Raw genomic sequence first — 24,731 nt, forward strand, 5'->3', positions numbered from 1 at the left:
TGGGTGTAGGCATCCGGTTCGGCCATGGGCGGCCGACAGAGGGCGTAGCGGCGATCCTGGCGTTCCTGCCGACGGTCCTCGTGGCGGGCATGGTGCCATTTGCTACGCGTCTGGCGAGCGAGGCACAGGCGGAAAAGTCCGCCGAGGCGTCAGTGAAGTGCATGGTCGTGGGCCTGTTCGGTCTCGTCCTCGGTACGACGCTCGTGTTCGTGCCGCTTCCGATCGCACAGTCCGGGACGACTTGGTTCAGTGAGCCTGGTGGGTGTGTCCTGCTGGTCGTTGGCCGTCGAGATGGCGATGGTCCTGTTCTGGCACGGGGCAGACCGCGAATGATCCACTCGGGGCGCGCCCGCTGGGAAAGGATCAAGGGCAGGCGCCCCACACATCCGGACAACCCACCGTCACGCGGGACCTTGAGGGCGCACTCCTAACTGATCTTGGGCGTGTCACGTGCCTTGCCACGCTGACGCGAACCGACAGGGACCGACGGGGCCCGAGACCCGAATGCAGCCGTGGGGGACGGTCTGATATCGGCCGACGGAAACCGACGCGCACCGACGGGGACCGGCCCGCCTGACCGTCTGGGGGTCAAGGGGCCCGGACGTCGGTTCTCTTCCCACCCAGCTGGGGGAGGTACGCGTTAAGACGGTCAACCTGGGCTGTGTGGCCTCGCCCTGGCGAGGACGCGGCCTACAAGGATGAGACCGCCTGCTCCTTCGGAGACCTATACGCTGAGGGGTGCACCCGCTGTCCTGTGTAACTGATCGACAACTCGCCCGATATCCTGGTGCATAAGGCTCGTCGGTGACCTGCGTCGTTGCTGGTAAGCACACCGCACTGGCGGCTGGCTACCCGAAGATGCCCGGCGAGCCGAAGCGGGTGCAGCCCAGCCGCAGCCGGGCCGACACCAGCGGAAAGATGGCCTGACCCGACCTCCGCCCCGGATCGCGGAAGGGGCTCATCGGCAGGGGCTGTCCGAGGGCACCCGTGGCTGCGAGGGGTGGAGGTCAACCGCAGGAGCCGTCCTGACACGCACAGGAGCCGTGCTGCCCGGAGCAGCAGGAGCACCCTGCCGATCCGGGTTCGGCCGCTGCTCCCGTGTCGAAGGTCAGGCGCAGGGTCTGCGCACTGGGGGAGCCACCGAGCGCCGAGGACATGCGTTCCCACGACCAGCCCGCGGCCCGAGCTTCCCGCACTGCCTCACCGATGGCGGTCTGGGCTCGCTGCCGGGCCTTGACCGCCTGGCGCATCAGGTGATCCACCGGTGCCGTCATGGCATCGAGGATGCCTGCCCACCGGCGTCAGGTCGAGACCCACCGGGCGCGTTCTCGTCGCGGTCGTACCCGGGTCGGGCAGTGGCCGGCGTGCCAATACGTGTCGAGAGCCTTCCTGCAGGTCACGGCCGCGCTGCCCCCGCGACGGGGAGTTGCGGCGCTCCCGCCGGGCGAGAGAAGGTGATGCCGTGAGCGAGCTGGCGAACGAGCTGCAGCTGGACGACCTGGGCGTTGCCGTCGGACTCCCGCGCCCCACGGCCGACCTCGACCAGATCGAGGACGTGCCCTACCGGGCGGTCGCCTTCCGGGACAACGACCTCGCGTCCGCCCTGGAGCGTTCGGCGACCTGGTTGCGCGAGGCGGAGGCGTGGCTCGGGGAGTCCCTCGACGTGTCCGCGATCCACCTCGACTACGACAACGGGACCGGCTCGCCCTACTTCGAGGTCAAGCTCCTGTGCAACGAGGAGGACCTCGCCGGGGCCCCGGTCGCCATGCGTCGCCACCGCGACTGACCCGCGCGGACCCGCCCCGCGCGCGGGTTCCTCACCCGGCGGCGACCGTCTCGACGACGTGGGGGCGGCGGAGCTCGCGGATCAGGGCCCGGGTGGTCTCGAGCAGCAGCGGCGGGTCGGCGGACAGGACCGAAACGAACTGCGTCCAGCGCGCGCCGACCACGTCGACGATGCAGGCGCGGCACACGGCGTCGCGTCCCCGGAGCCGGGCCAGCTCGAGCAGGCCCTCCCGGTCACAACGTTGGACCGCGGCGATATCGAGGACGACCCCCGTCGCGCCCTCGTCGACGGCCGCGCGGAGGGCACGCCGGAGCTCGGGCAGCGATGCGGCGTCGAGCTCGCCCCCGACCACCAGCACGGTGTGACGGCCCTCGACGCGGCGACGTGGCGCGGGTGCACCGACGATCGTCACGGTCATCGCCGGGCCTGCCCCCGGTAGGGCGACGGAGATCCGCCGCGCGGGCTACGGGTCGGGGGCCTCGCGTCGTCCACGAGCCGCAGGCGAGGTCCGGGCCCGGGCCCGACGGCCCGGGTGACGGCGCCGGCGGCGGTGATGGTGAGCGCGGCGACGGCGTCGCCGGTCAGGTCGAGCAGGTCCGCGGCCGTATGCCGCAACGGGTCCAGGACAGCCATGTACTCAGCACTCCGGGTCGGATCGAGCAACACCGGGGGCCGGGGTGCAGCATCTGCAGGAGGACACGCTACCGAGCATCGGGCCCAGCTGCGGTCACATCCCGGTGACGCCCGGTCCCTCGACGAGAGCCGGCAGGCTCACCGGGGTCGCCGGGCACCGAGGTGGTGACCGGCGTGCCGTCGCGTGCCCGGACCTGCGACGCCCGACCGCACCGGGAGGGGCGCGCCGATCTCCGACGACGCCGGCGCCCCGCAGACCGAACACCCCCGGCTGCCCCGCAGCGCGGTGCCGCACCGGGGGCAGGAGGACGGGATGGCGAAGCCCTGACCGCAGGAGTCGCACCGGCGTCCGCCGACGGTGAAGCCGCACCCGGCGCAGCTGATCGCCCTCGGCTGGTGCGAGCGCACCCGCGGCAGCGACGGCCACTCCGACTCGGCGACGGGGATGGTCATGGTCTCCTCCTCACGATGGGGCGACCGGTCCCGGCGCCGCACACCACGGTGACGGAGGCACCGCCGTCCCCGCCCTGGGGGGAGCCCCCGGGCAGCGGGGGCCGGCCCTACTCCCCGAGGCCGGCCGGGGCGCCCTGCAGCCCCTCCAGCGCCGCCCGCCGTTCCCCCTCGATCCGAACCGTCTGCTCGGACTCCCGGTCGACGAAGGCGTGCACGAAGTGGCCGGTGAAGAACAGCGTGCCGTCGCTGCGGTACATCCCGACCTCGAACCGCACGCTCGACGCCCCCAGCTCACCGACCCGCAGGCCCACCGAGACGACGTCCGGGAACCCCGCCTGGGCCTTGTACTCGCAGCCCACCTCGATCACGAGGCCGACCGTGTCACCGCCGTGAGGATCGAGGCACCCGTTGTCGATCAGCCACCGGTTGACCACCGTGTCCATGATCGAGTGGTGCACGACGTTGTTGAGGTGCCCGTACATGTCGTTGTCGTTCCAGCGCGTCGTGACGTCCTGCCAGTGCGCGTAGTCGTCGGTCACGGCGCGGATGATCGGCGTGCGGGGCGCACGCCAAACCTCAGCGCCTCACCGTGTGGTGCAGGTGCAGCACCCGGTCGCCCGGCACGACCCGGTCGGGATCGTCGAGCAGGACCGTGCCGGTGTGGCCGCCGAAGAAGCGCACCCCCTCGCCGAGGACCACCGGGGCGACGTCCATCGCGACCTCGTCCACCAGCCCGGCCGAGAACGCCTGCCCGCCGACGTCGCCGGCGGTGACGCACACCAGGCCGTCGCCGGCGAGCTCCTTCGCCCGCGCGATCCCGGACTCGACCGAGCCCGCCGTGTGGAACGGCGCGTCCGGGTGGGCGGCGAGCCACTCCGGCGGCAACGGCCGGTGGGTGACGACGACGAGCTGGTCCCCGGCGGCCGGGTTGCCGTCCCAGCCGTCGGTGGTGTCGAACAGGTGGCGTCCGATCACGGTGACGGCGACGGCGTCCCAGAAGGGCTGGACGTAGCCGGCCGAGGCGGCCGACACCCGGAACGTCCAGCCGCTGGGCCGGGCGACCACCTCGTGGTCACCGTTGCCGTACCAGTCGAACAGCGGCCCGACGGAGTCGTCGGGGCGGGCGATGAAGCCGTCCACCGACACGACCGCCTGCATGATGACCCGTGCCATCCGCCGATGATGGCGCAGCGGCGACGGGGTCCGCCCGCGTCAGTCGACGAGCGCGCCGGACAGCACGGTGTCCAGCACGGCGGCGAGCTCCCGGCCGAGGTCGAAGGGCGCGGGCTCGACCTGGATCCACCGCACGACGGCGGAGTAGTACCCCAGGGCGAGCAGCCGCCCGACCTGGGCGGCGTCGGTGCTCGCGCGCAGTGGTTCCCCGCTGGCGGCCACGATCTCGGTGAGGTCGTGGCCCAGCGTGTGGCCGCGGAAGACGTCGTGGACCTTCAGCGAGAGCGACATCAGCGCGGAGGTCTCGGTGCGCGTCTCGGCGTTCACCGCGGCCAGCGCGGTGAAGTACCGCTCGAGGACCTCCCGCAGCGGGCGGGTCGACGGGTCCGTGCCGTCGATCGCGTGCGCGGCGCGCTCCCGGCGACGCCGGGCCCACTCCTCGAGGAACAGCGCCTTGCGGGGGAAGTGGTTGAAGACCGTCGTCCGCGCGAGCTCCGCCCGGGCGGCGATGTCGTCCATCGAGGTCTCGTCGAAGCCGCGCTCCACGAACAGGGCGATGGCGGCGGCGTAGACCCGGTCCCGGCGCTCGTGGCGCTTGCGGGTCCGGGTGCTGACCGCCGGGTCCTCGACCACGGCCGCCCCCGGGCCCTGCGCGTCCATCACGCTCAGTAGAGCACAACGAATCCGTACCCGAGTCTTGATTCGCGTCACACCACGCCGTAGCGTCCCGACACGAACCTGTACTCGGGTGCGAATTCGTGGTCGATCAGCGTGGAGGCCGCCGTGAAGTGGGTGACGTACGACGCGGGGGGGCCGGGAGCGAGCGGAGCGACGGGGATCGGCTCGAGCCCGCGCACCGGGCTCCTCACCGAGGACGGGGTCCACGGGCTCGCGCCCGAGGTCACCCTGCTGTCGCTGCTCGGCGACGACGGCGAGGCGCTGGCCGAGGCCGCGGCCACGGCCCGTCGGGATCCCGCCGAGGTCCGCCGACTCGACGAGGTGCGGCTCCTCGCGCCGATCCCGCGGCCGCCGTCGATCCGCGACGGGCTGTCCTTCCTCGACCACCTCCGCGGCTGCTACCGCGCGCTCGGGCGGCCCCCGGAGCTGCACCCGGCGTGGTCCCAGGCGCCCGCGTTCTACTTCGGCAACCCGGCCGCGGTCGTCGGGCCCCACGACGACGTGCCGATCGCCCCGGGCTCCCGGATGTTCGACCTCGAGCTCGAGGTCGGGGCCGTCGTCGGGCGCGGCGGGCGCGACCTGCACCCCGAGATCGCCGACGACCACATCGTCGGCTTCACGTTCTTCAACGACTGGACCGCCCGCGACCACCAGATGCGCGACATGGCGCAGGGCATCGGCATGGGCAAGGCGAAGGACTCCGCGATCACCCTCGGCCCCGCGCTCGTCACCGTCGACGAGCTCGCGCCCCACCGCGGCCCCGACGGCTACACCTTCGAGGTCGCCGCCACCGTCAACGGCCGCGAGATCGCCAAGGGCTCGCTCGCCAGCATGGACTGGAGCTGGAGCGAGCAGCTGGCCTACATGTCCCGGGGCACCGACCTGCGGCCCGGGGACGTCATCGGGTCGGGCACCGTCCCCGGCGGTTGCCTGCTCGAGCACGTTGACACCGCCGACCCGTTCGCCTTCTCGGGCTGGCTGGCGCCGGGCGACGTCGTCTCGCTGTCCTCGCCGGCGCTGGGCGAGACCCGCCAGGTCGTCCGCGAGGCCGAACCGATGATCCCGCTACGTACCGGCCACTGAGGGCACCGGCTACTGAGGAGTCGCATGGGCACGCTCGACTACCGCCAGGGACACCACGATCTCGGGCAGGGCTGCCACGCGTGGCTGCAGCCCGACGGCAGCTGGGGGTGGAGCAACTCCGGACTGGTCACCGGCTCGGGGACCTCGCTCATGGTCGACACGCTGTTCGACCTCGCGCTGACCCGGGAGATGCTCGCCGGCCTCGCACCGGTCCTCGAGGACCACCCGCTGCGGATCCTGGTCAACACCCACTCCGACCCGGACCACGTCAACGGCAACGAGCTGGTCGCCGACCGCTACGTCGAGATCGTCGCCTCGGCCGCGGCGGCCGAGCTGATGACCCAGGAGGCCCTCGACGCGGTGGCCCGCGTCAAGCACCTCGACGGCGTCCTCGGCGAGTTCGCCCGGCACATCTTCGGGCCCTTCGAGCTCGACGGGATCACCGCCACCGGCCCCGACCGCACCTTCTCCGGCGAGGAGAGCGTCGACGTGGGCGGTCGCGAGGTGCGGCTGATCCAGGTCGGCCCGGCGCACACCCCCGGCGACGCGCTCGTGCACGTGCCGGACGCGCGGCTGCTCTACGCCGGCGACGTCCTCTTCGTCGGCGGCACCCCGATCGCCTGGGCCGGCCCGATCGACCGCTGGATCGCCGCGCTCGACCGGATCCTCGACATGGACGTCGAGACGATCGTGCCCGGCCACGGCCCGGTCAGCGGCAAGAGCGAGATCTCGACGATGCGGGAGTACCTCGTCTCGGTCGAGACCCAGGCGCGCGCCCGGTTCGAGGACGGTCTCGACGTCGACGAGGCGATCGCGTCCATCGACCTCGGGCGCTTCGCCGACCTCCCCGAGCACGGCCGCCTGGCGCAGAACGTCCTCAACGTCTACCAGCAGCTCGACCCCGCCATCCCGCGTCCCGACCGGCTGACCGTCCTGACCAAGATCGCCGCGCTCGAGGGCTTCAGCCCGACGGCGTTCGAGCAGGCCACGACCCCTTGAGGACCCGCTGATGACGAGCGTGCGCACCACCCACGTGGGCAGCCTGCCCCGCCCGGAGACGCTGACCCGCCTCATGTACGCCCACCAGGAGGGGACCGGCGACGAGGCCGAGCTCGAGGCCGCCGTCACCGACGCCGTGCACGACGTCGTCGCCATGCAGCACGCCGCCGGCATCGACGTCGTCTCCGACGGCGAGATGGGCAAGCCGGGATTCGTCAACTACGTGCGCGAGCGCCTCGACGGCTTCGGCGGCCAGGCCCCGCCGTGGAGCATCGACGACCTCGAGGCCGCGCCCGAGCTCGCGATCGCGCAGTACGGCGGCGAGGCCGGCGCGCACATCATGCCCGCCAACTGCGAGGGCCCGCTGAGCTACGTCGGCGCCGCGGCCGTCCAGCGCGACATCGACACCCTGCGCCTCGCGCTGGACAAGACCGGCCACCGCGACGCGTTCGTCCCGGCCGCCTCCCCGGGCTGCATCGCCACCGGCAGCCCGAACCTGCACTACCCCGACTACGACAGCTACCTCGACGCGCTCGCCGACGCCATGGCCGTCGAGTACCGGGCGATCGTCGACGCGGGCCTGCTGCTCCAGCTCGACTGCCCCGACATCCCCATGGCCGCCCACACCGAGTTCTGGTGTCGCGACGAGGTGCGGCGCCGCGGGCTGGTCGCGTTCGCGGAGCGCCACGTGGCCGCGATCGACCGCGCGCTCGAGGGCATCGACCCGACGCGGGTGCGCCTGCACATGTGCTGGGGCAACTACGAGGGCCCGCACCACCTCGACGCCCCGCTCGCCGAGCTGCTCCCCCCCGTGCTCGCCGGCCGCCCCACGATGATCTCCTTCGAGGCCGCGAACCCCCGCCACGAGCACGAGTGGGAGGACCTCGCCGCCCTCGCGATCCCCGACGACACGGTCCTCCTGCCGGGCGTGGTCGACACCCTCAACAACATCGTCGAGCACCCCCGGCTCATCGCCCAGCGCCTCGAGCGGTTCGCGGCCGTCGTCGGCCCGGAGCGTGTCGTCGCGAGCACCGACTGCGGCTTCGGGACCTTCGTCGGGTTCGGCCGCGTCGGGGCGCAGGTGGCGGAGATGAAGCTCCGGGCGATGGCGCAGGGCGCGGTGCTGGTCCGCGCCTGACCCCACCCTGCCCGGTTCACCCGTCCAGGGACCGGGCACTGTAGGGCGGTGACGACCGGCGGCCGGCCCCTCCTCGGCCTCGGGGCGGGCCTCGGGGCGACCGCGCTCGTCGTCGTCACCCTCGGCCTGCCGACGGGCCGGACCTTCGGTGTGGAGGACAACGGCGACGGCTTCCGGCTCTACTGCGGACTCGGGCTCGTCCCGCGCACCGTCGACCGGCTCGCGGCGTGGAAGGGCGGCGTGGTCACCGACTTCGCCGTCGGCGCCGCCCCGACCTGCGCCGCGTCGACGCCGTCGTCGGCGGCGACGGTGTTGCGCGCCGCCACCCTCGGCGGTGACGGCACGCTGGCGCTGAGCAGCGTCGGGTGGTGGTACGCGGCGCTCGTCGGGCTCGTCGTCGGCGTCGCGGCGTGGGCGGCCTCCGCGTCCGGCCTGTGCCGGGCGGCGGTGCTCGTCGTGCCGGTCGCGCCGCTCGCCCTGCCCGCGTTCACCCGGTTCTTCGTCTCCACCTACGGCGAGCCGGCCGGGCTGCTGGGCGCCCTCGCGGTCGCCTGCGGCGTCGCCACGCTGCTGGTCACCGGCCCGGAGCAGCGGGCCGCCCGCACCGTCGCCCTTTTCCTGACCGCGGCCGGTGGCGGGATCGCCGCCACCGCGAAGGTGGCCTACGTGCCGGTCCTCGTCGTCGCCGTCGTCGTGTGCGCGGCGGCGACCGTGGGCCGCCGCCGCCCGCGGCGCCTGGTCGGCCCCGCGATCGCGGGGCTCACCCTGCTCGGGGTGGCCGTGCCCGTCGGCGCCGCCGTCGGGTTCCAGGACCTCGCCTACGAGGGCGCCAACGTCCACGACGTCGTGTTCACCCTCGCCCTGCCCGAGCTCGGGCCGGGCGCCCCCGCCGAGCTCGGCCTCCCGCCCGAGGCCGCCACGTACACCGGAAACGGCTACTTCAACGGGCCGCCCCACCCCACGGGTCGGTGGTGGTCCGAGGCGATCCGCGACCGGCCGGGCGCCACGCGCGCGGCCGCCGACAGGGCGCTGGCCCGCCACCCGGGCGCGGTGGCGCGGGCGGTCGGGGTCGGGCTGCAGGCCATCACCCGCGCCGACCTGCCCTACCTCGCGTCGGGCCCGGGTGACACCGCCCGGTTCTCCCCGGGCGGCGGGGACCCCGGCTGGTCGGGCGCCCGGCAGCCCGACCTGCGCCGGACCCTCGACGACACCCGGCGGCCGGCGTGGCTCCCGACGGCGCTCGTGCTGCTCGCCGTCGTCGCCGCCGCGAGCTCGGTGGCGTGGCGACGCCGGGCGCCCGTGGCGGCCCGCTGGTGCCGGGCGGCCGGGCTCGGCGCGGTGACCGCGGTCGGGCTCGTCGTCGTCGCGCTGCTCGGCGACGGCTACTTCGAGGTCTTCAAGCACGTCTGGCTCGCGGCCTACCTGCTCGCCGTCACCGGGCTGTGCCTGGTCGGTGCCGTGGGCGCCGGGGTCGCCCGCCTCGTGGCCCGGCCATGACCCGCCGGGGCGGGCGGGACGACGTCAGGCCGGTGGTGCCTGCAGCCGGGTGTTCTGGAAGTGCGCGAAGCGCCAGCCCGCGTCGGTCCGGACGACCACGAAGCCGACGGTCGAGATGCGGTCGGTGGCCGACTCCCGTCCCGGCACGATCGTCCCGGGTCCCTGGCCCACGACGACGGCCGTGTCGGAGGTGAGGAACCGGATCTCGCGGTCCGCTGTGGCGCCGTGGGTCATCCGGGAGCCGGGCATGCGGGCGAAGAGCCATCGGTGGCCGTCGACGATCGCCGTGCGGCCCCGGGAGACCTGGCCGAAGAACGTCACGTAGCTGGCGTCCTCGGTGAAGAGCGCCCCGTAGGCGTCGGCGTCGTTGTCGTTCCAGGCGTCGGAGAGAGCGCCGAGCACCGCCTCGATCCGGTCGTGGTCGGTCAGGGTCTCGTTCGTCGTCATCGGGCCATGCTGCGTCGGTCGAAGGGCCATCGGCTCCGGGTCCGACCCCGAACAGACCCCGGTCCCGCGACCCCGACGCGCACGCGAACGGGTAGTCGTGCCCCATGACCGACATCGCCCCGCACGGCCTGCACCACGTCACGGCCATCGCGACCGACCCGCAGCGCAACGTGGACTTCTACACGGGCGTGCTCGGGCTGCGCCTGGTCAAGACCACGGTCAACTTCGACGACCCGGAGACCTACCACCTCTACTACGGCGACGAGGCCGGGAGACCGTCGACGATCCTGACGTTCTTCCCGTGGCGCGACGTGCCCCGCGACCCGACCGCCTCGATGCTCACCGGGCTGCTCGGCATGCGCGCGGAGGGCGGCGAGGACCGGGTCCGCTTCGAGATGGGCCGGGAGCCGGGCGCGGTCCTCGACGTCACGCCGACCGCCGACCCGCAGGAGGGACTGCAGGCCGGCGGGACCGTCCACCACGTCGCCTTCCGCGCCCCCGACGGCGAGACCCAGGAGCGGTGGCGCACCCAGCTCGTCGACGCCGGGCTGGAGGTCACCCCGGTCCTCGACCGGCGGTACTTCACCTCGATCTACTTCCGCGAGCCCGGCGGGGTGCTCTTCGAGATCGCCACCGACCGGCCCGGCTTCGACGTCGACGAGCCGTTGCTCGAGCTGGGCCGCCACCTGCGGCTGCCGCCGTGGCTCGAACCGACCCGGGAGCAGATCGAGCGGGCACTGCCGCCCCTGCGTCTCGGCGACGACCTCGTGGAGGGCACCGCCTGAGGCCCGACCGCCGTCAGGCCGCCCGGAACTCCGCCGGCCGCTCGGGGCTGGCCTCCGCGAGCGCCTCGCGGGTGCGCTCGACGTCGTAGTCCTTGCCGTAGACCGGCGTGCCCGGCTGCTGGCGCCAGGACTCCTCGAGGGGGCCGGCGTCGACCGGGTCGAACCCCAGCTCGTCGACCAGCGTGGACACGACATCCTTCCCCGGACCGTCCGCACCGGCGATCGGCAGCGCGATCCGGCCCTCGGTGCCCTGCGGCTTGCCGCTGTTGAGCAGGTGCTTCCACCAGATGCCGTTGAAGACCTTGTAGACCGGCGTGCCGAGGAGCTCGGAGACCCAGACGCTCTCCGGGGTGCCGTTCTCCAGTGCCTCGATCCGGCCGTCGCGCTGCTGCGGGTAGTAGTTGTTGGTCTCGACGACAGGCGCGCCCGGCTTCGCCGCGGACACGATCCCGGGCGCGAGGTTCGGGGTGTTCTTCTGCGGGATGCTCACGATGACGACGTCCGCGTCGGCCGCCGCGTCGCGCGCCCACACCGGCGTCGCACCGGTCTCCGCCGCCAGGTCGGCCAGCGTCTCGGGCGCCCGCGAGTTCGCGACCCGCACCTCGTGACCGAGGGCGGTGAGCCGCCGCGTGAGTGTTCCGCCGATCATGCCGGCGCCGACGATCCCGATCCTCATGGCAGCAGCAACCCGGGCCCGTCGTGCGGCTATTCCCTCGGTGCGCTCCGCGCACGTGAGTAGTTGTGGTGGCTATAGCGACGACAAGTACTCACATGGCCGGAGGTCACCTCGGCGTGACGGACCCGTTCCCTGATCGAGGCCATCATGGTGGTCCTCTTACTCACCGTTGCAGCGTTAGTCTCAATGGGCGATAAGGACCGCGCGGCAAGACTTATCAACGATGACGCTCCGTGAGAGGCGATTGCCATGCAGTGGTACCTGAAGGCGCTCCGGCAGTACGCCGACTTCAGCGGACGGGCCCGGCGTACCGAGTTCTGGATGTTCGTCCTGGTCAACGTGATCATCTCGGTGATCCTGGGAATCATCGACAGCGCGATCGGCACCGCCAGCCTCTACGCGGCGGGCGGCACGGCGAGCTACAGCCCGGGCATCCTGGGCGGGATCTACGGCCTGGCCGTGCTGATCCCCTCGATCGCCGTGACCGTGCGGCGGCTGCACGACACCGACCGCTCGGGCTGGTGGTTCTTCATCCAGCTGATCCCGGTGGTCGGCGCGATCGTCATGCTGGTGTTCGCCTGCCTCGAGGGGACGCGCGGTCCGAACCGCTTCGGCGCCGACCCCAAGATGGAGGCCCCGGACACCGCCCAGCCGGGCCACCCGGCCATGCCGGTCTGACCGGCTCCGACGAGTCCCGCGCCCGCCGGGGTGGGCGAGATCAGCCCCGGCGCGGCGTCAGCCGGCGTCCTGCGCTGCCGTCGCCGGCGTCAGGGGGCCGGGAACATCCGGGTCATCGTGTCCTCGTCACCGCCCGGGACCCGGTCGAGGCCGACCATCTTGTCGATGACCATGTTCTGGAACCGGTGCAGCGGTTCCTCGAAGCGGAAGCACATCCGCCCGCCGCGGTAGGCGGGGTTCGCCAGGCCTTCCTGGACGCGTTCGACGATCTCGAGGTCCTGGCGGTTGATGAGGTCCCAGAACTTCTCCAGTTGCTCGAGGCCTTCCCCGGCCCCCGGGTCGTCGACGGACTCGGGGTGGGCGAGCAGCACCGCGGTCTCGACGGTGCGGTTCGGCGCGACGGGGCGGGTGAACAGCACGAACGCGTGGTTGGGCAGCACCACCAGGGCCGTGCTGGGGAAGAGCCAGACGAAGCGCCCGCTGTCGGCGTCCTCGGGTCCGAGCGTGCTCACGCGGCGCAGCCCGTCCCAGCCGCCGGCGTCGGTGTTGCGCGAGACCGGGGTGGTGCACATCCCGGTGTAGCGGCCGGGTCCCTGCCAGCGGTAGTGGTCGGAGAACCTGGAGACCTGGTTGAGCTCGGGGTGGACCCAGGGCAGGTGGTAGTACTCCATGAAGTTCTCGCCGACGAGCTTGTGGTTGGCGGCGACGTCGTAGGTGCGCCGGCGCTGCGGGATCCACTCGTGGAGGCGGTAGTCGGCGAAGCGTCGGGGGAGGTCGCCCAACGCCGTCGTCAGCGGCTCGGCGTCGGGGGAGAGGTTGACGAACAGGAAGAAGCCCCAGGAGTCGACCGACACGGGCAGCAGGCCGTAGTCGGCCTTGTCGAAGCCCCGGGCGACCGAGGTGTCGAAGATGGGCTCCTGGCCGGCGGGGACGTCGGAGCCCTCGAAGAGCGGGGTGCCCAGGCAGTTACCGTCGGTGTCGTAGGTCCAGCTGTGGTACGGACAGCGGATCCGGTGGTGACGGCCGACTTCGCGGGCGTCGCCGTCGAGCAGCTTGGTGGCGCGGTGGCGGCACACGTTGTGGAAGCCGCGCAGCTCGCCGTGGCGGTTGCGGGTGATCAGGATCGAGCGCCCGGCGACCTCGACGACGACGCACCGGCTCGGCCCGTCGACGTCGCCGACGAGCCCCACGGCCACCCAGCTCGAGGCGAACACGCGCTCCTGCTCGAGGGCGAAGAACGCCGGGCTGGTGTAGGCGTCGGGGATCAGCGTCGAGGCGAGTTCCACCGGCAGCCGGGTCGCGCGGTAGAGGCCCTCGTCGGTGAACCGGGCCGGATCGATCGGGCGGGCGGGCAGCGCGGAGTTCGGGTCGGTGCTGATCGGCAGCGTCGTCTCAGACATGGAAGCTCCGCGGGAAGGTCGGGTCGGTCAGGGCGGGGCGGTCGATCGCGAAGGCGTCGATCGGGTGCGAGGGCTCGCGCTCGAGCGCGAGATCGGTGAGCAGCGACCCGATCAGGGCGGCGAACTTGAACGCCTGGCCGGCGCCGTTCGCGACGACGATCTGCGGGTGCTCGGGCAGCGTGTCGAGGATGAAGTCCTGGTCCGGCGGCACGGTGTAGAGGCAGGTCTTCGAGTACAGCTCGGGCCCGCCGAACCGGGGCAGGTGCGTGTCGACGAAGTCGGCGTAGCGCTCGCGCCGGACGGGGTCGGGCTCGAAGCTGCGCGTATCGGCCGTGGTCTCCTCGCCGCCCATGTGTTGTCCGAGCTTGGTGGCGATCTCGCCGTAGACCGGGAACCCGTAGAAGTTGTGCCGGCCGTGCCACATGAACACCGGGAACCGCGACGGGGCGAATTCCGCGAGGTGCGGGGTCGAGTAGTAGGTGACCTGCTCGCGCAGCACCGTCAGCGGCAGCCGCGGGCCGGTCGCGGCGAGGACCTGGTTGGTCCAGGCGTCGGAGGCGACGACGACGCGGTCGGCGCGGTAGGTGTGGGTGTCGGTGAGCACGGCGACGCCCTCGCCGTCGGGACGGACGGCGCGGACCGGGGTGTTCGCGACCACGTGCGCGCCGTGGGCGCGGGCGAGGGAGATGTGGACGGCGTTGGCGCGAGCGGCGTCGACGATGCCGGATTCGGCCTGGTAGAGCGCCTGCTCGGCGCCCGCGACGCGGAACTGGGGCCAGCGGGTGGTCAGCTCGTCGGCGTCGAGGAGCTCGTAGGCCACCCCATAGCGGTCGAACATCGCGGTGTAGCCCTCGATGTTGCGGCTCCCGGACGCGAGGCCCCGGCGCGCAGCGCGGTCCTCGATCACCAGCCCTCCGGTGCGGGTGACGATCTGCTGGCTCGACTCGGCCTCGACCTCGTCCCAGGCCTTGTAGGCCGGGGCGGCCAGGGCGGCGTACTGCTCCTGGTGCTGGGCGAGCCGGATGATCCGCGAATGGTCCTGGGAGGCACCGCGGGAATGGCCGAGCCCGAACTGTTCGAGCCCGAGGACGCCGGACCCGAGCTCCGTGGCGAGGCGGTAGAGCGTGGCCGAACCGAGTCCGCCGAGGCCGACGACGATGGTGCGGTGAGAGGGCATGGCGGAACTCCTGGAGGCGCCGGGAACCGCCTCGGGACGGTGGTGCGGAAGCAGCGGCGGCGTCGGCGCCGAGGTGCTGTTCGCAGTGTCGGTCCGGAATTCCGTCCCCGTCCATCACAACGTCGAACAGCTGATCTTGTACGTTCGGTACATGATTGACCGGCGGTTGCGGGTGCTCCAGGCGATCGCGCGACACGGCACCGTGACCGCCGCCGCCGAGGTGTGCCGGCTGACCCCGTCCGCGGTCTCGCACCAGATGCAGGCCCTCGCGCGCGAGCTCGACGTCGCCCTCCTCGAGCCGATCGGCCGCAACGTGCGCCTGACGCCCGCGGCCCGCACGCTGCTCGAGCACGGTGAGACCCTGTCGGCGCAGTGGGAATCGGCGCGCGCCGCTCTCGCCGCGCACCGGGCCGGTGCCGTCGGGGGCACGTTGCGCTTCGCCGCGTTCTCCTCCGCGGCGGCGGTCGTCGTGCCGCGCGCCCTGGACCACCTGCGCCGCGAGCACCCCGCACTGCGTGCCCGTCTGCGCGAGAGCGAGCCGGCGCGCTCGTTCGACCTGCTCGCCGCCGACGAAGCCGACCTCGCCGTGGTCGTCGCGACCCCCAGCATCCCACCCGCCTCCGACGCGGCCTTCGAGCAGCAGGTGCTGTTCGACGAGCCGCTCGACGTCCTCGTGGGGCCCGGCCACCGGTTGCTCGGTCGCGATGGTGTCGCTCTCAGCGATCTCTCCGCCGACCCGTGGATCTGCAGCAATCCGGGCCGGGCCTACCACCAGCTGGTCACGCTCGCCTGCGCCTCCGCGGGCTTCGCACCCGACATCGCCCACTTCGCCGACGAGTGGGACACCGGCGCCGCCCTGGTGGCGCGCGGCTTCGGGGTCGCCCTGGTCCCGCGCCTGGCCGACCTGCCCGGCCACCACGACACCCGCCGGCTCCCGATCACGACCGACCCCGTCCCCACCCGCCGCGTGATCGCAGCCGTCCGCGCCGGGTCGCAGGAGCAGCCCGTCATCGCGGCCGGGCTCGCCGCGCTCCGGCACGTGACCAGCACGGACCTGCCCGCCCTGGAGAACTCCGAGCAGCTCGCCGCCGGCCCCGTCGCCGCCGGCCGCACGTCGTCAGGGGCGTGGGGTAGAAAGCGCCCATGACGGCACAGGCGTTCCCCTTCCTCACGTTCCAGCCCACTCGGGGGCACGGCGCCGAGGAGGCGATGGGGGTCTACACGGCGCTCTTCGCCGGCGGCGAGGTGCTCTCGGTGCAGCGTCGGGCGGCGGGGACGCCGGGGGAGGGCACCGTCGAGCTCGCCGAGTTCGTCGTGGCCGGCCAGCGGTTCCGCGCGAGCGACAGCCCCGTCGAGCACGCCTGGGACTTCACCCCGGCGATCGCGGTGTTCGTCGAGCTCACGTCGGTCGACGAGCAGCGTCGGGTGTTCGCCACGCTCGCGGAGGGCGGCCGGGAGTACATGCCGCTCGACGACTACGGCTTCGGCCCGTTCGGCTGGGTCGAGGACCGCTTCGGGATCTCCTGGCAGCTCGCCGCCCCGGCGTGACCCCGGCGCGGGTCGCTCAGCGCGCGAACCGCGCCGAGCGCTTCGCCTGCCCGGCGCGCCGGCGCTCGTACACCCGGTGGCCCGTCACGACGACGAGCACGCCGAGGGCGATGACGATCAGCGCCCCGGCGCAGCTCCCGATCCACGACTCGGCGCGCTCGAAGGAGTTCCCGGCGAAGTAGCCGACGAGGACCACCGCGGTCGCCCAGGTCGCGGCCCCGGCGACGTTCCACACCAGGAAGCGCCCGACCGGCATCCGGCTCATCCCGGCCACGAGCGGCACCACCGCCCGCAGGATGCCGACCCACCGGCCGCAGAACACCGCGAGCGGCCCGCGGTCGACCACGAGCTGCTCGCTGCGCTGCCAGCGCCCCTCACCGAGCCACTGACCGGCGCGGCTCGCGCAGCCGGGGGCCGCCGGCGCGGCCCATCGCGTAGCCGACGGCGTCGCCGACGATCGACCCGCCGACGGCGACCGCCAGCATCACCCCGAGGTCCACCCGGCCGGTCCCGGCGAGGGCGCCGCCGAGGGCCATCGCGGTCTCCCCGGGCACGATCAGCCCGATGAACGCCGCCGACTCACCGAAGGCCAGCAGACCGACGACGACGTAGAACGGCCAGCCGTGCAGGCCCGCGAGCAGCGCGTCGACCGGGGTCACCCTCTCCGTCGGTGCCGGGCACGCGCTCCCGCCGTGGCCCGCCCGACGCTCCGTCGGGTGGCCGTGACCCTACCGAGACCTTCCGAGGAATGCGGGCCCCGGTCAGGCCTCCCGATGGCCGATCTGCTCGTCGAGCCAGTCGAGCATCCGCTGCTCGGTGAGCTCGCGGGCCAGCGGCTGGCAGTGGAAGCTCGCGCCCTCGGCCTGGGTGAACCGCTGGAGGGTCGCGCCCGGGACCAGCGCCGCCAGTTCGGCGGGCTGCCCGCCGAAGAACTGGTCGCCGTCGGCGTCGATGACGTAGAGCGGGGTGGTGATCTGCCCGGCGACGTCGCGGACGTCGTACCTGCGCACCTCGTCGATCACGGCCGAGTAGCCGGAGACGCCGTAGGGGCGGGACCGGAACGTCCACATCGTGCGCGCGGGCTTCGAGCCCGGCAGGTGCATGCCCAGGGACATCTCCTTGTCGAACGCCTCCTTCTCGCCCTTCTCGTAGAGCGAGAGCACGTGGTGGGGCAGGTGACCGGTCCAGGAGCGGGAGACGTCGACGACGCCGCCGTCCACGATCGCGGCGGCGTACCGGTGCTCGAAGGCGAGCGCCCGCGGCACCCAGTAGCCGGCCTGGCTGACCCCGTAGACGGCGAGCTTCTCGGGGTCGACGTCCGGGAGGGCCAGCACGACGTCGGTGACCGGGGTGAGCACCTTCTCCCAGTCGTGGCGGAACGGGACGCCGCGCTCGAAGAGCATCGACTGCTGGCCCGGTCCCTCGTAGATCACCACGTCGTACCCGCGCTCGAGCGCGCCCTCCGCGCCCTCGCCCCAGACCCCGGTGATGGCCTCGTCGCTGCCCAGGGTCATCACCAGCGTCGGTCGCCTCACCCCGCTGGTGTCCGGGCGGAAGATCCAGCCGGGCAGGGTCGAGCCCTCGTAGGGGATCTCGAGGGACTCGACCGGCCACCGGGTGGTGGCGAGGAAGCCCTCCCAGGCCGCGCGGTGGGCCCGGAACGTCGGCAGCAACTGCTCGTCGCTGTCCAGGCCGTTGACGGCGTTGACCCCGGCGGCGTAGTAGTTCGCGGCCCGCAGGTAGGCCCGGGCGGCACTGGAGCGGTGCCCACGCTGCGCACACGCGGCGGCGATCGCGGCGACCCGCTCGCCCAGCGCCACCCAGGCGGCGAACCAGCCCTCGTCGTCCTTCGGCTTGATCGGCGCGATCGCCGCGAGCACCTCGCCGAGGTCCGCGCCGCCCCGGGTCGCCTTGCCCAGCAGGGCACGGACGACGAAGTCCCGGGCGCCGTCCTCGTAGAAGCCCGCGGTGTAGATCTCGTGCGAGGTGGTGCCCCGGTGGTCGAGCTGGTGGAGGGTGAGCGCCGGGTCGGCGCCGGCCGGGGCGGGATGCGCGGTGGTCATACCGTCACCGTGCCGGGCCCGGGGAGCCCGGACATCCGCCTTTCGACGCGGAACAAGGCTTCCCGGCCACGGGTCCCGGCCACTCCCGGTCGTCGTCGACGGATCTAGTGCGCCGCCCAGATGCCCCCGTCGACGGGCAGGACCGCGCCGGTCACGTAGCCGCTCGCCCGGGAGGCGAGGAACACCGCCGCGCCCGCCAGGTCGTCGGGCTGCCCGATCCGCCCGAGCACGGAGCTCGCCGCGATCTCGTCGCCGCGCCGCGCGAGGGTCTCGGCCATCATCTTCGACTCGAACGGGCCGGGTGCGATGGCGTTGACCCGGACGTTCCGAGGTCCGAGCTCGGCGGCCAGCACGCGGGTCAGCTGGTGCACGCCCGCCTTGCTCGCCGAGTAGGAGTAGGTGGGCAGCGGGGTGACGCGCAGCCCGTCGATGCTCCCGATGTTGATCACGCTGGCCGTGTCGTCGGCGGACGCCGAGGCCTCGAGGAGCGGCAGGAACGCCCGGGTGAGGTAGAACGGGGCCTTGAGGTTGAGGTCGACGACCTTGTCCCACGCCGACGCCGGGAACTCCTCGAACGGCGCGCCCCACGTGGCGCCCGCGTTGTTCACCAGCACGTGGACCCGCTGCTCGCGCGCCGAGACCTCTCCCGCGAGGCGCGAGCACTCCTCCTCGGTGGACACGTCGGCCGGAATCGACACGACCGTCCCGTGCGGGGACAGCTCCGCGACGGCGTCGTCGCCCGCGGCCGCCTTGCGGGAGCTGATGTAGACCGTCGCGCCGGCGTCGAGCAGCCCGCGGGCGATCATGAGGCCGATCCCGCGCGTGCCGCCGGTGACCACGGCGACCTTGCCGGTCAGGTCGAAGAGCTGCACAGGTCTTCCTCTCGTCGGGTCAACGCGGCCGTCATGCCACGTGGGCAGCCAGGAGGAGCTGTTCCACCAGGCGGTCGGGGATGCGGTGGAGCGCACCTGCCTGCGGGCCGAGCTGATGGTGTCCTACGCCGACCACTACCCGTACCTGGACCTCGACATCCAGCCTGGTCAGCTGAGCGGTTCGAGGCGGAGCGGCAGGCCGTCGGCCGGCACGGGCAGTGAGGTGTTGTCCCAGCGCGGCTCGTAGCCGGCCCGGACGGTGATCCGGTGGTGGCGCAGCAGCTCGTGCAGGATCGCGGTCACCTCGAGCGAGCCGAACAGCATGCCCAGGCACTTGTGCACGCCCCCGCCGAACGGGATCCAGGCGTCGCGGTGGGCGCGGTCCTCGTTGCGGGGCTCGGCGAAGCGGGCGGGGTCGAAGACGTCCGGGTCGGTCCAGATCGCCGGGTCGAAGTGGTTCACCGCGCCGGCGACCATGACCAGCTGGCCGGCCGGCAGGTGGTGCCCCAGCAGCGCGGTGTCGGAGACCGTCCGGCGCATCACCACCGGCACGGGCGCGGCGAGGCGTAGCGACTCCTTCATCACCAGCTCCAGCGTGCGCAGCGACGCCAGCGCCTCCGCGTCCGGCGGGGCGTCGCCGAGGGCCATCGACTCGGCCCGTGCCCGCTCCTGCCACTCCGGGTTCGCCGCGAGGTAGTACGCGGCCGCCGCGCTCGTGATCGTCGACGTGTCGTGGGCGGCCATCATCAGGAAGATCATGTGGTTGACGACGTCGGCGTCGGAGAACGCCTCGCCCTCGGGCGTGCGCGCGCGACAGAGCGCGGAGAACAGGTCGTCCCCGTCGCCGGCCCGCTTGGCCGGCAGCGCCTCGGTGAAGTAGCGCTCGAGCAGGGCCCGGCCGCGCAGCCCGGCCCGGTAGCGGGTGCCCGGCAGGTCGCGGCGCACGATCGAGCTCGCCGCCTGCACGCACGCCATGAACGCCCGGTTGACCTGCTCCGCCTCGGGGCCCGAGCGGTCGTCCATGAAGACGTGGGTGGCGACGTCGAGGGTGAGCCGCTTGAGCTCCGGGTAGATGCGCAGCTCCCGCCCGCGCGGCCACGTCGGGATCTGCTCGCGCAGCACGGGGACCGTGCGGTCGACGTAGCCGCGCACCCGCGGCGCGGTGAACGCCTCCTGCATGACGCGGCGGTGGACGCGGTGGTCCTCGCCGTCGAGCAGCATGAGGCCGCGGTGGAAGAAGTCGTCGACGAGGAACCGCCAGCCGTCCTGGGAGTAGGCCTTGTCGGGGTTGGTGAGCACGGCGTGGGTGGCGTCCGGGCCCGCGGCGATCACCACGTGCTCCCCGACGAACCCGCACCACGACACCGGGCCGAGCGCGGCGTGCCGGGCGCGGGTGAAGGCGCTCCCGTAGCGGATGTAGGACAGCGTGTGCCCGAGGACGGGCGGTCCCGCGTTGCCCGGGACGGCGAGGAGTCCGGACCCCGTGGGCGGCTCGGCCAGCGGCACGACCCGCGGCGGGGCGATCCGCGCGACGAGGCGGCGGTCCACCTCCCGCGGCATCGGCGCGAGCACGACGGACGACAGGCGCTCGCCTGTCGCGGTGCGGACAGCGGACACGGCCACCTCCGGGGTCCCGGTCTCTCGACGTCCGCCGACGCTAGACACAAAGTGATTCCGCGTCTACACCGTGGACGTCTTCGAATTCTGCGTCCAGAGCCGTTACCCTCCCGGGGTGCCCGTGTCCCGCTCCATCGCCGACCGCACCCGCGACCTGGTCCGCGACGAGGCGCTCGACCTCGCCGCGGACCTGTTGGTCGACCGGGGCTGGCGCGGACTGCGGCTCCAGGACGTCGCCGACGGCGTCGGCGTCAGCCGCCAGACGCTCTACAACGAGTTCGCCAGCAAGCAGGGGCTGGCCGCGGCGCTCGTGCTGCGACGGACCGAGGACTTCCTCGCCGGGCTCGAGGCCGCGCTCGACGGCGAGGACGACCTGTACCGGGCCTGGACCTCGGCGGTGCGGACGACGCTGGACACCGTGGCCCGCGACCCGCTCCTGCGCGTGCTGCTGACCGGGCGGGGGACCGGGGACCTGCCGCCGCTGCTCACCAGCGAGGCCGAGCCCATCGTGGCCGCCGCCCGCGACCGGGCGGCAGGTTTCCTGCTGCGCCGCCGGCCCGGGCTCGACCCGGCGACCGCTGCGTCGGCCGCCGAGGTCGCCGCGCGGCTGACCGTCAGCCACCTCGTGCTGCCGCTGCACCCGCCCGAGGTGGTCGCCGACCAGGTCGCGACGACCGTCGTACGGTTCCTGGGCCCGGCGACCGAACGGTCGCTGTCCACCGACCGGGCGAGGACCTGACCCTGTGTTCTCGCCTCTGCTGATCGCCAACCGCGGATGGCGGCGGAGCGCCGCTGGCCGGTCGTCGTGTACGCCGAGGGCGGCGGCGGAGGCCCGGGCGACACCGACGGCAGCTGGGCCTCGATGTACTCGACGTCCCGGCCTTCGAGATGTTCTCCCGGCTCTCGGCCCGGGTCCCGCTGGTCGCGGTGGTGGCCGGGCGCTGTTTCGCGGGCAACGCGGCGCTCGCCGGGCTGTGCGACGTGATCATCGCCGTGGAGGGCGCGAGGCTCGGGATGGGCCGGCCGGCGATGATCGAGGGCGGCGGGCTCGGGGTGGTCGCGCCGGACGACGTCGGGCCGGTGGCGGTGGGCGGGAACCTCTCGGTGCCGGTCGGGCTCGTCGTGACGCGCAAGTGCTCGGGCTGGGGGCGCGGGCGATCATGGGCGGCAGCCTCAAGGCACCGGCGTTCGCGGTGTCGTGGCCGACCGGCGAGTTCGGCGGGATGGGCCTCGAGGGCGCGGTCCGCCTGGGCTACCGCAAGGAGCCCGACGCCGTCGCCGATCCGGAGGAGCGCCAGGCGCTCTTCGAGCGGTACGTGGCCGCCGAGTACGAGAAGGGCGGGGCGCTGACGGTCGCGCAGGTCTACGAGATCGACGACCTCATCGACCCGGCCGACACCCGCCGCTGGATCACCTCGTCGTTCGTGGCGCACCCGGTCGGGCCGCCCCCGGAGAAGGTCCGGCCGAACATCGACACCTGGTGAGGGGTCCTCAGTCCGGGGCGTCGCGCAGGGCCAGCACCACCCGCACGACCCGCTCCACGGCCGCCTCGAACAGGGCGCCGCGCAGCTCGCCGCGGTCGGCCAGGTTCGCCGCGGCGAACTCGAGCATCCGCTGGGGCCCGACCCGCCGGACCAGCAGCGCCGCGACCTCCTCGAGGTCGAGCCCCGGGTTGTCCAGCCGCGTCAGGGCGAACTCGACGATCAGCTCCTCGTCCCGCACGGCGACCTCCCCTCATCCTCCAGCGTAGTGCGGGGGCGGGTGGTGAGGACCCGGTCGGGACGAGGGGATCAGGCCGCGGTGTGCGCGGTGACGAGCCAGGCCGCCGAGGGGTAGCGGACCCCGAGGCCCGGCTCGTGGTGGGCGGCGAGGTCGGCGCGGAGCCGGGCCACGACCTCCTCGCGGGTGGGGGTGTCGAGCTCGGCGAGGAGTCCGGCGTGGAGACCGGCCTGGTAGGCCACGGCATCGTCGGGGTCGTCGCCGAACACCATCGGCTCCTCGACCCCCTCGAGGCGCACGTCGACGAACCCCGCCGCGTCGAGGACGGCCCGCACCCGGGCGGGGTCGGAGAGCGAGAGCGGGCTGGGCCGGCCGTCGGCGGGCGGCGCCGGGGTGTCGCGCCCGGGGGTGAGCACCTCGAGCACCCGGTGGAGCCAGGGGTTGCGGTCGAGGGGCTGCCAGACCAGCACGACGAGGCGGCCGCCGGGGCGCAGGGCCCGCGCCAGGTTGGCGAACGCGGCGGTCGGGTGGTCGAAGAACATCACCCCGTGCCGGCTGAGCACGACGTCGAACCCGCCGGGCGGGAACGCGTGGACCTGGGCGTCGCCGCGGAGGAACGTCACGTCGAGGTGCTCGGCGGCGGTGCGGGCCCGCGCGAGCTCGAGCATCCGGGTGGACAGGTCGACACCGGTGACGTGCCCGGTCGCGCCCACGGCCCGGGCGGCCGCGCGCGTCGTCGCACCCGTGCCGCACCCGACGTCGAGCACGCGCTCCCCGACGGAGAAGCCGGCGGCCGCCCGGAGGTGGGGGTCGTAGCCGGCGGCCGCGCGGTCGAAGCGGTCGGCCTGCTCGGTCCAGAACGCCCCGGCCGGTCCGTCCCACGCCTGCCACTGCGCCGCGTTGGGCTCCTCGATCCCGGTCACCCCCGTACTGTCCCAGGCACACTCGAGCGGTGGCGCCCGAGCTGACCGACGGCGTGGTCGTGCTGTCGGCGCTGACCCTCGAGGACGCGCCGGCGCTGGTGGCGGGGGAGGACGACGAGCTGGTCCGCCGGCTCGCGGGCGGCCCGTGGACGATCGCGACGGCCGCCGCGCACATCCGGAGGTGCGCCGACGAGTGGGCCCGGGCCGGGCCGGGGCTCACGTGGGGCATCCGCGACGCGGTCGGCGGCGAGCTGGCCGGGACCGTCGAGGCGCTGCTCCGGTTCCCCGAGCTGGAGCCCGGCGCGGCGAACCTGTCCTACGGCGTCTTCCCGCGCTGGCGTGGCCGGGGATTCGCCGCCGGCGCCGTCGAGCTGGTGTGCGGGTTCCTGGCCGCCGAGACGACCGTGCGCTGTGCGGTGCTGCGCATCGAACGCGACAACCCCGCGTCGCTGCGGGTGGCCGCCGCCAGCGGCTTCCGCCCGACCCAGCACCTGGCCCCGGCCCAGGCCTCGATGCTGTGGTTCTCGCGGGATCTCCGGCGCGGCTGACCGCTCAGGGGACCGGCGCCGCGACATGCGCGGTCAGGTCGTTGAACGCGAGCAGCCGGGGTGCCGGGCCCGAGGTGTCGATGCGGCACACCGCGGCGTCGGCCACCCACATCCGCCAGGCCACCTCGTCGCCGACGCCCAGCGCCCAGGCGATCGCGGCCTTGATGGGGGAGACGTGGCTGACGACGACGACGTCACCGTCGGCGGCCGCCCCGGCCAGCTCCCCGCACGCCGAGCGCACCCGGGCGCCGACCTCGGCCACCGACTCGCCCCCGGCCGGCACGTGGGCCGGGTCGTCCTGCCAGGCGCGCCAGCCGTCGGCGTCGAGCGCCGAGGCGGGCCGCCCGTCGAGGGCGCCGTAGTCCATCTCGACCCACCGCTCGTCGACCTCCACCGGCGTCCCCGACGCCACGGCGATCGCCTCGGCGGTCGCCCGCGCCCGACGCAGCGGACTGCTGATCAACCGGGCCGGCGCCGGGAGCGCGCGGGCCAGCGCGCCGGCCTGCTCGCGCCCGCCGTCGCACAGCGGCTCGTCGGCCCGGCCCAGCATCAGCCCACGCCGGTTGGCTCTCGTCTGGCCGTGGCGGACGAGGATCAGCACCCCGCTCACGCTACTGATGCGGGACGGGCCCGAAATGTGAAGCGCGGCGAGTTGGGCGGTGTGGCGGTGTGCTGCTGGGCCGTCCGGCGCAGTGCGAGCACCCCGAGGCCGGGCAGGGTGGAGATCAGGGCGAGGACGCCGAAGGCGACGGCGGTGGCCAGGCCGGTGGTGGCGCCGAGTCCGGCCAGGCCGAAGCCGGTGGCGGTGGCGGCTTCGCGGGGGCCCCAGCCGCCGATG

The 24,731-nt window shown here is 73.6% G+C and carries 29 protein-coding genes and 2 pseudogenes; 12 read left to right on the forward strand and 19 right to left on the reverse strand.

What is annotated here, in order from left to right; translation table 11 throughout:
• Positions 1-1,462: 1,462 nt before the first annotated feature.
• Entirely contained in the window at positions 1,463-1,786 is a 324-nt protein-coding gene (locus VGH76_RS00770; RefSeq protein WP_331554690.1) for a hypothetical protein, read from the forward strand.
• Positions 1,787-1,817: 31 nt separating this feature from the next.
• Here the strand turns inward: VGH76_RS00770 and VGH76_RS00775 are convergent, their stop codons facing one another.
• The 6 genes from VGH76_RS00775 to VGH76_RS00800 form a co-directional block, all read right to left on the reverse strand.
• Positions 1,818-2,204, reverse strand: coding sequence for an STAS domain-containing protein (locus VGH76_RS00775; RefSeq protein ID WP_331554691.1), 387 nt, complete (start codon positions 2,202-2,204; stop codon positions 1,818-1,820).
• The gene (locus VGH76_RS00780) at positions 2,201-2,419 is read right to left on the reverse strand and encodes a hypothetical protein (protein ID WP_331554692.1); all 219 of its coding nucleotides are present in this window, start codon (positions 2,417-2,419) and stop codon (positions 2,201-2,203) included. The genes VGH76_RS00775 and VGH76_RS00780 overlap by 4 nt, the downstream gene beginning before the upstream one ends.
• A gap of 138 nt (positions 2,420-2,557) precedes the next feature.
• Positions 2,558-2,872 carry a hypothetical protein gene (locus VGH76_RS00785; RefSeq protein ID WP_331554693.1) on the reverse strand — a complete coding sequence of 105 codons (315 nt, stop codon included), beginning with the start codon at positions 2,870-2,872 and terminating at the stop codon, positions 2,558-2,560.
• 107 nt (positions 2,873-2,979) lie between these two features.
• Positions 2,980-3,411 (reverse strand): thioesterase family protein, encoded by a 432-nt coding sequence (locus VGH76_RS00790; protein WP_331554694.1) that lies wholly within the window; start codon positions 3,409-3,411, stop codon positions 2,980-2,982.
• 37 nt (positions 3,412-3,448) lie between these two features.
• Positions 3,449-4,045, reverse strand: coding sequence for a dihydrofolate reductase (locus VGH76_RS00795; RefSeq protein WP_331554695.1), 597 nt, complete (start codon positions 4,043-4,045; stop codon positions 3,449-3,451).
• Positions 4,046-4,084: 39 nt separating this feature from the next.
• A complete protein-coding gene (locus VGH76_RS00800; RefSeq protein ID WP_331554696.1) occupies positions 4,085-4,705 on the reverse strand; it encodes a TetR/AcrR family transcriptional regulator in 621 nt (206 codons plus the stop codon).
• Positions 4,706-4,828: 123 nt separating this feature from the next.
• On the opposite strand from VGH76_RS00800, the gene VGH76_RS00805 reads away from it, so the two are divergent.
• From VGH76_RS00805 to VGH76_RS00820, 4 genes are read left to right on the forward strand one after another with little or no spacing between them, the layout of a single operon-like run.
• A complete protein-coding gene (locus tag VGH76_RS00805) occupies positions 4,829-5,806 on the forward strand; it encodes a fumarylacetoacetate hydrolase family protein (RefSeq protein WP_331554697.1) in 978 nt (325 codons plus the stop codon).
• A 24-nt stretch (positions 5,807-5,830) separates the two neighbouring features.
• Positions 5,831-6,805: an MBL fold metallo-hydrolase gene (locus VGH76_RS00810; protein ID WP_331554698.1), complete on the forward strand. Its 975-nt coding sequence runs from the start codon at positions 5,831-5,833 to the stop codon at positions 6,803-6,805.
• A 10-nt stretch (positions 6,806-6,815) separates the two neighbouring features.
• Positions 6,816-7,943 carry a cobalamin-independent methionine synthase II family protein gene (locus VGH76_RS00815; RefSeq protein WP_331554699.1) on the forward strand — a complete coding sequence of 376 codons (1,128 nt, stop codon included), beginning with the start codon at positions 6,816-6,818 and terminating at the stop codon, positions 7,941-7,943.
• 48 nt (positions 7,944-7,991) lie between these two features.
• Positions 7,992-9,440 (forward strand): hypothetical protein, encoded by a 1,449-nt coding sequence (locus VGH76_RS00820; protein ID WP_331554700.1) that lies wholly within the window; start codon positions 7,992-7,994, stop codon positions 9,438-9,440.
• Between the two features lie 24 nt (positions 9,441-9,464).
• Here VGH76_RS00820 and VGH76_RS00825 read toward each other — a convergent pair whose 3' ends face one another.
• Complete coding sequence (locus tag VGH76_RS00825) at positions 9,465-9,887, reverse strand: SgcJ/EcaC family oxidoreductase (RefSeq protein ID WP_331554701.1); 423 nt, start codon at positions 9,885-9,887, stop codon at positions 9,465-9,467.
• 104 nt (positions 9,888-9,991) lie between these two features.
• Between VGH76_RS00825 and VGH76_RS00830 the strand changes: the two genes are divergently transcribed.
• Complete coding sequence (locus VGH76_RS00830; RefSeq protein WP_331554702.1) at positions 9,992-10,672, forward strand: VOC family protein; 681 nt, start codon at positions 9,992-9,994, stop codon at positions 10,670-10,672.
• Between the two features lie 13 nt (positions 10,673-10,685).
• Here VGH76_RS00830 and VGH76_RS00835 read toward each other — a convergent pair whose 3' ends face one another.
• Complete coding sequence (locus tag VGH76_RS00835) at positions 10,686-11,348, reverse strand: NADPH-dependent F420 reductase (RefSeq protein ID WP_414637640.1); 663 nt, start codon at positions 11,346-11,348, stop codon at positions 10,686-10,688.
• Positions 11,349-11,597: 249 nt separating this feature from the next.
• Between VGH76_RS00835 and VGH76_RS00840 the strand changes: the two genes are divergently transcribed.
• Positions 11,598-12,026, forward strand: a complete 429-nt coding sequence (locus VGH76_RS00840) for a DUF805 domain-containing protein (RefSeq protein ID WP_331554703.1) — start codon at positions 11,598-11,600, stop codon at positions 12,024-12,026.
• Between the two features lie 89 nt (positions 12,027-12,115).
• Here the strand turns inward: VGH76_RS00840 and VGH76_RS00845 are convergent, their stop codons facing one another.
• Positions 12,116-13,426 (reverse strand): aromatic ring-hydroxylating dioxygenase subunit alpha, encoded by a 1,311-nt coding sequence (locus tag VGH76_RS00845; RefSeq protein ID WP_331554704.1) that lies wholly within the window; start codon positions 13,424-13,426, stop codon positions 12,116-12,118.
• Positions 13,419-14,603 (reverse strand): N-methyl-L-tryptophan oxidase, encoded by a 1,185-nt coding sequence (gene solA, locus VGH76_RS00850; protein ID WP_331554705.1) that lies wholly within the window; start codon positions 14,601-14,603, stop codon positions 13,419-13,421. The genes VGH76_RS00845 and solA overlap by 8 nt, the downstream gene beginning before the upstream one ends.
• A 151-nt stretch (positions 14,604-14,754) precedes the next feature.
• On the opposite strand from solA, the gene VGH76_RS00855 reads away from it, so the two are divergent.
• Both VGH76_RS00855 and VGH76_RS00860 read left to right on the forward strand, forming a co-directional pair.
• On the forward strand, positions 14,755-15,750 hold the full coding sequence (locus VGH76_RS00855) for a LysR family transcriptional regulator (RefSeq protein WP_331554706.1): 996 nt from the start codon (positions 14,755-14,757) through the stop codon (positions 15,748-15,750).
• Entirely contained in the window at positions 15,747-16,151 is a 405-nt protein-coding gene (locus VGH76_RS00860; protein WP_331554707.1) for a VOC family protein, read from the forward strand. Before VGH76_RS00855 ends, VGH76_RS00860 begins: the two co-directional genes overlap by 4 nt.
• Before the next feature lie 16 nt (positions 16,152-16,167).
• On the opposite strand, the pseudogene VGH76_RS00865 reads toward VGH76_RS00860, so the two are convergent.
• The 5 genes and pseudogenes from VGH76_RS00865 to VGH76_RS00885 all read right to left on the reverse strand — a co-directional run.
• A pseudogene (locus VGH76_RS00865) lies at positions 16,168-16,509 on the reverse strand (DedA family protein); the annotation flags it as partial.
• Positions 16,510-16,525: 16 nt separating this feature from the next.
• Positions 16,526-16,810 (reverse strand): hypothetical protein, encoded by a 285-nt coding sequence (locus tag VGH76_RS00870; RefSeq protein WP_331554709.1) that lies wholly within the window; start codon positions 16,808-16,810, stop codon positions 16,526-16,528.
• 102 nt (positions 16,811-16,912) lie between these two features.
• Complete coding sequence (locus VGH76_RS00875; protein ID WP_331554710.1) at positions 16,913-18,214, reverse strand: hypothetical protein; 1,302 nt, start codon at positions 18,212-18,214, stop codon at positions 16,913-16,915.
• Positions 18,215-18,318: 104 nt separating this feature from the next.
• Positions 18,319-19,086, reverse strand: coding sequence for an SDR family oxidoreductase (locus VGH76_RS00880; protein WP_331554711.1), 768 nt, complete (start codon positions 19,084-19,086; stop codon positions 18,319-18,321).
• A 168-nt stretch (positions 19,087-19,254) separates the two neighbouring features.
• A complete protein-coding gene (locus VGH76_RS00885; protein ID WP_414637642.1) occupies positions 19,255-20,646 on the reverse strand; it encodes a cytochrome P450 in 1,392 nt (463 codons plus the stop codon).
• 172 nt (positions 20,647-20,818) lie between these two features.
• Between VGH76_RS00885 and VGH76_RS00890 the strand changes: the two genes are divergently transcribed.
• On the forward strand, positions 20,819-21,442 hold the full coding sequence (locus tag VGH76_RS00890) for a TetR/AcrR family transcriptional regulator (RefSeq protein WP_331554713.1): 624 nt from the start codon (positions 20,819-20,821) through the stop codon (positions 21,440-21,442).
• Positions 21,443-21,836: 394 nt separating this feature from the next.
• The gene (locus tag VGH76_RS00895; protein WP_331554714.1) at positions 21,837-22,187 is read left to right on the forward strand and encodes a carboxyl transferase domain-containing protein; all 351 of its coding nucleotides are present in this window, start codon (positions 21,837-21,839) and stop codon (positions 22,185-22,187) included.
• Between the two features lie 7 nt (positions 22,188-22,194).
• Here VGH76_RS00895 and VGH76_RS00900 read toward each other — a convergent pair whose 3' ends face one another.
• Together VGH76_RS00900 and VGH76_RS00905 are read right to left on the reverse strand one after the other, a co-directional pair.
• On the reverse strand, positions 22,195-22,425 hold the full coding sequence (locus VGH76_RS00900; protein WP_331554715.1) for a hypothetical protein: 231 nt from the start codon (positions 22,423-22,425) through the stop codon (positions 22,195-22,197).
• Positions 22,426-22,493: 68 nt separating this feature from the next.
• Positions 22,494-23,345, reverse strand: coding sequence for a class I SAM-dependent methyltransferase (locus VGH76_RS00905; protein ID WP_331554716.1), 852 nt, complete (start codon positions 23,343-23,345; stop codon positions 22,494-22,496).
• Between the two features lie 29 nt (positions 23,346-23,374).
• Here VGH76_RS00905 and VGH76_RS00910 point away from each other — a divergent pair, with 29 nt between their 5' ends.
• Positions 23,375-23,893: a GNAT family N-acetyltransferase gene (locus VGH76_RS00910; protein WP_331554717.1), complete on the forward strand. Its 519-nt coding sequence runs from the start codon at positions 23,375-23,377 to the stop codon at positions 23,891-23,893.
• A gap of 4 nt (positions 23,894-23,897) precedes the next feature.
• Here VGH76_RS00910 and VGH76_RS00915 read toward each other — a convergent pair whose 3' ends face one another.
• Positions 23,898-24,503: a histidine phosphatase family protein gene (locus tag VGH76_RS00915; protein ID WP_331554718.1), complete on the reverse strand. Its 606-nt coding sequence runs from the start codon at positions 24,501-24,503 to the stop codon at positions 23,898-23,900.
• Positions 24,500-24,731: pseudogene (locus VGH76_RS00920) on the reverse strand (UPF0104 family protein); the annotation flags it as partial. The pseudogene VGH76_RS00920 and the gene VGH76_RS00915, both read right to left, overlap by 4 nt.

This window comes from Actinomycetospora sp. (genome assembly GCF_036497585.1).
GTDB lineage: Bacteria > Actinomycetota > Actinomycetes > Mycobacteriales > Pseudonocardiaceae > Actinomycetospora.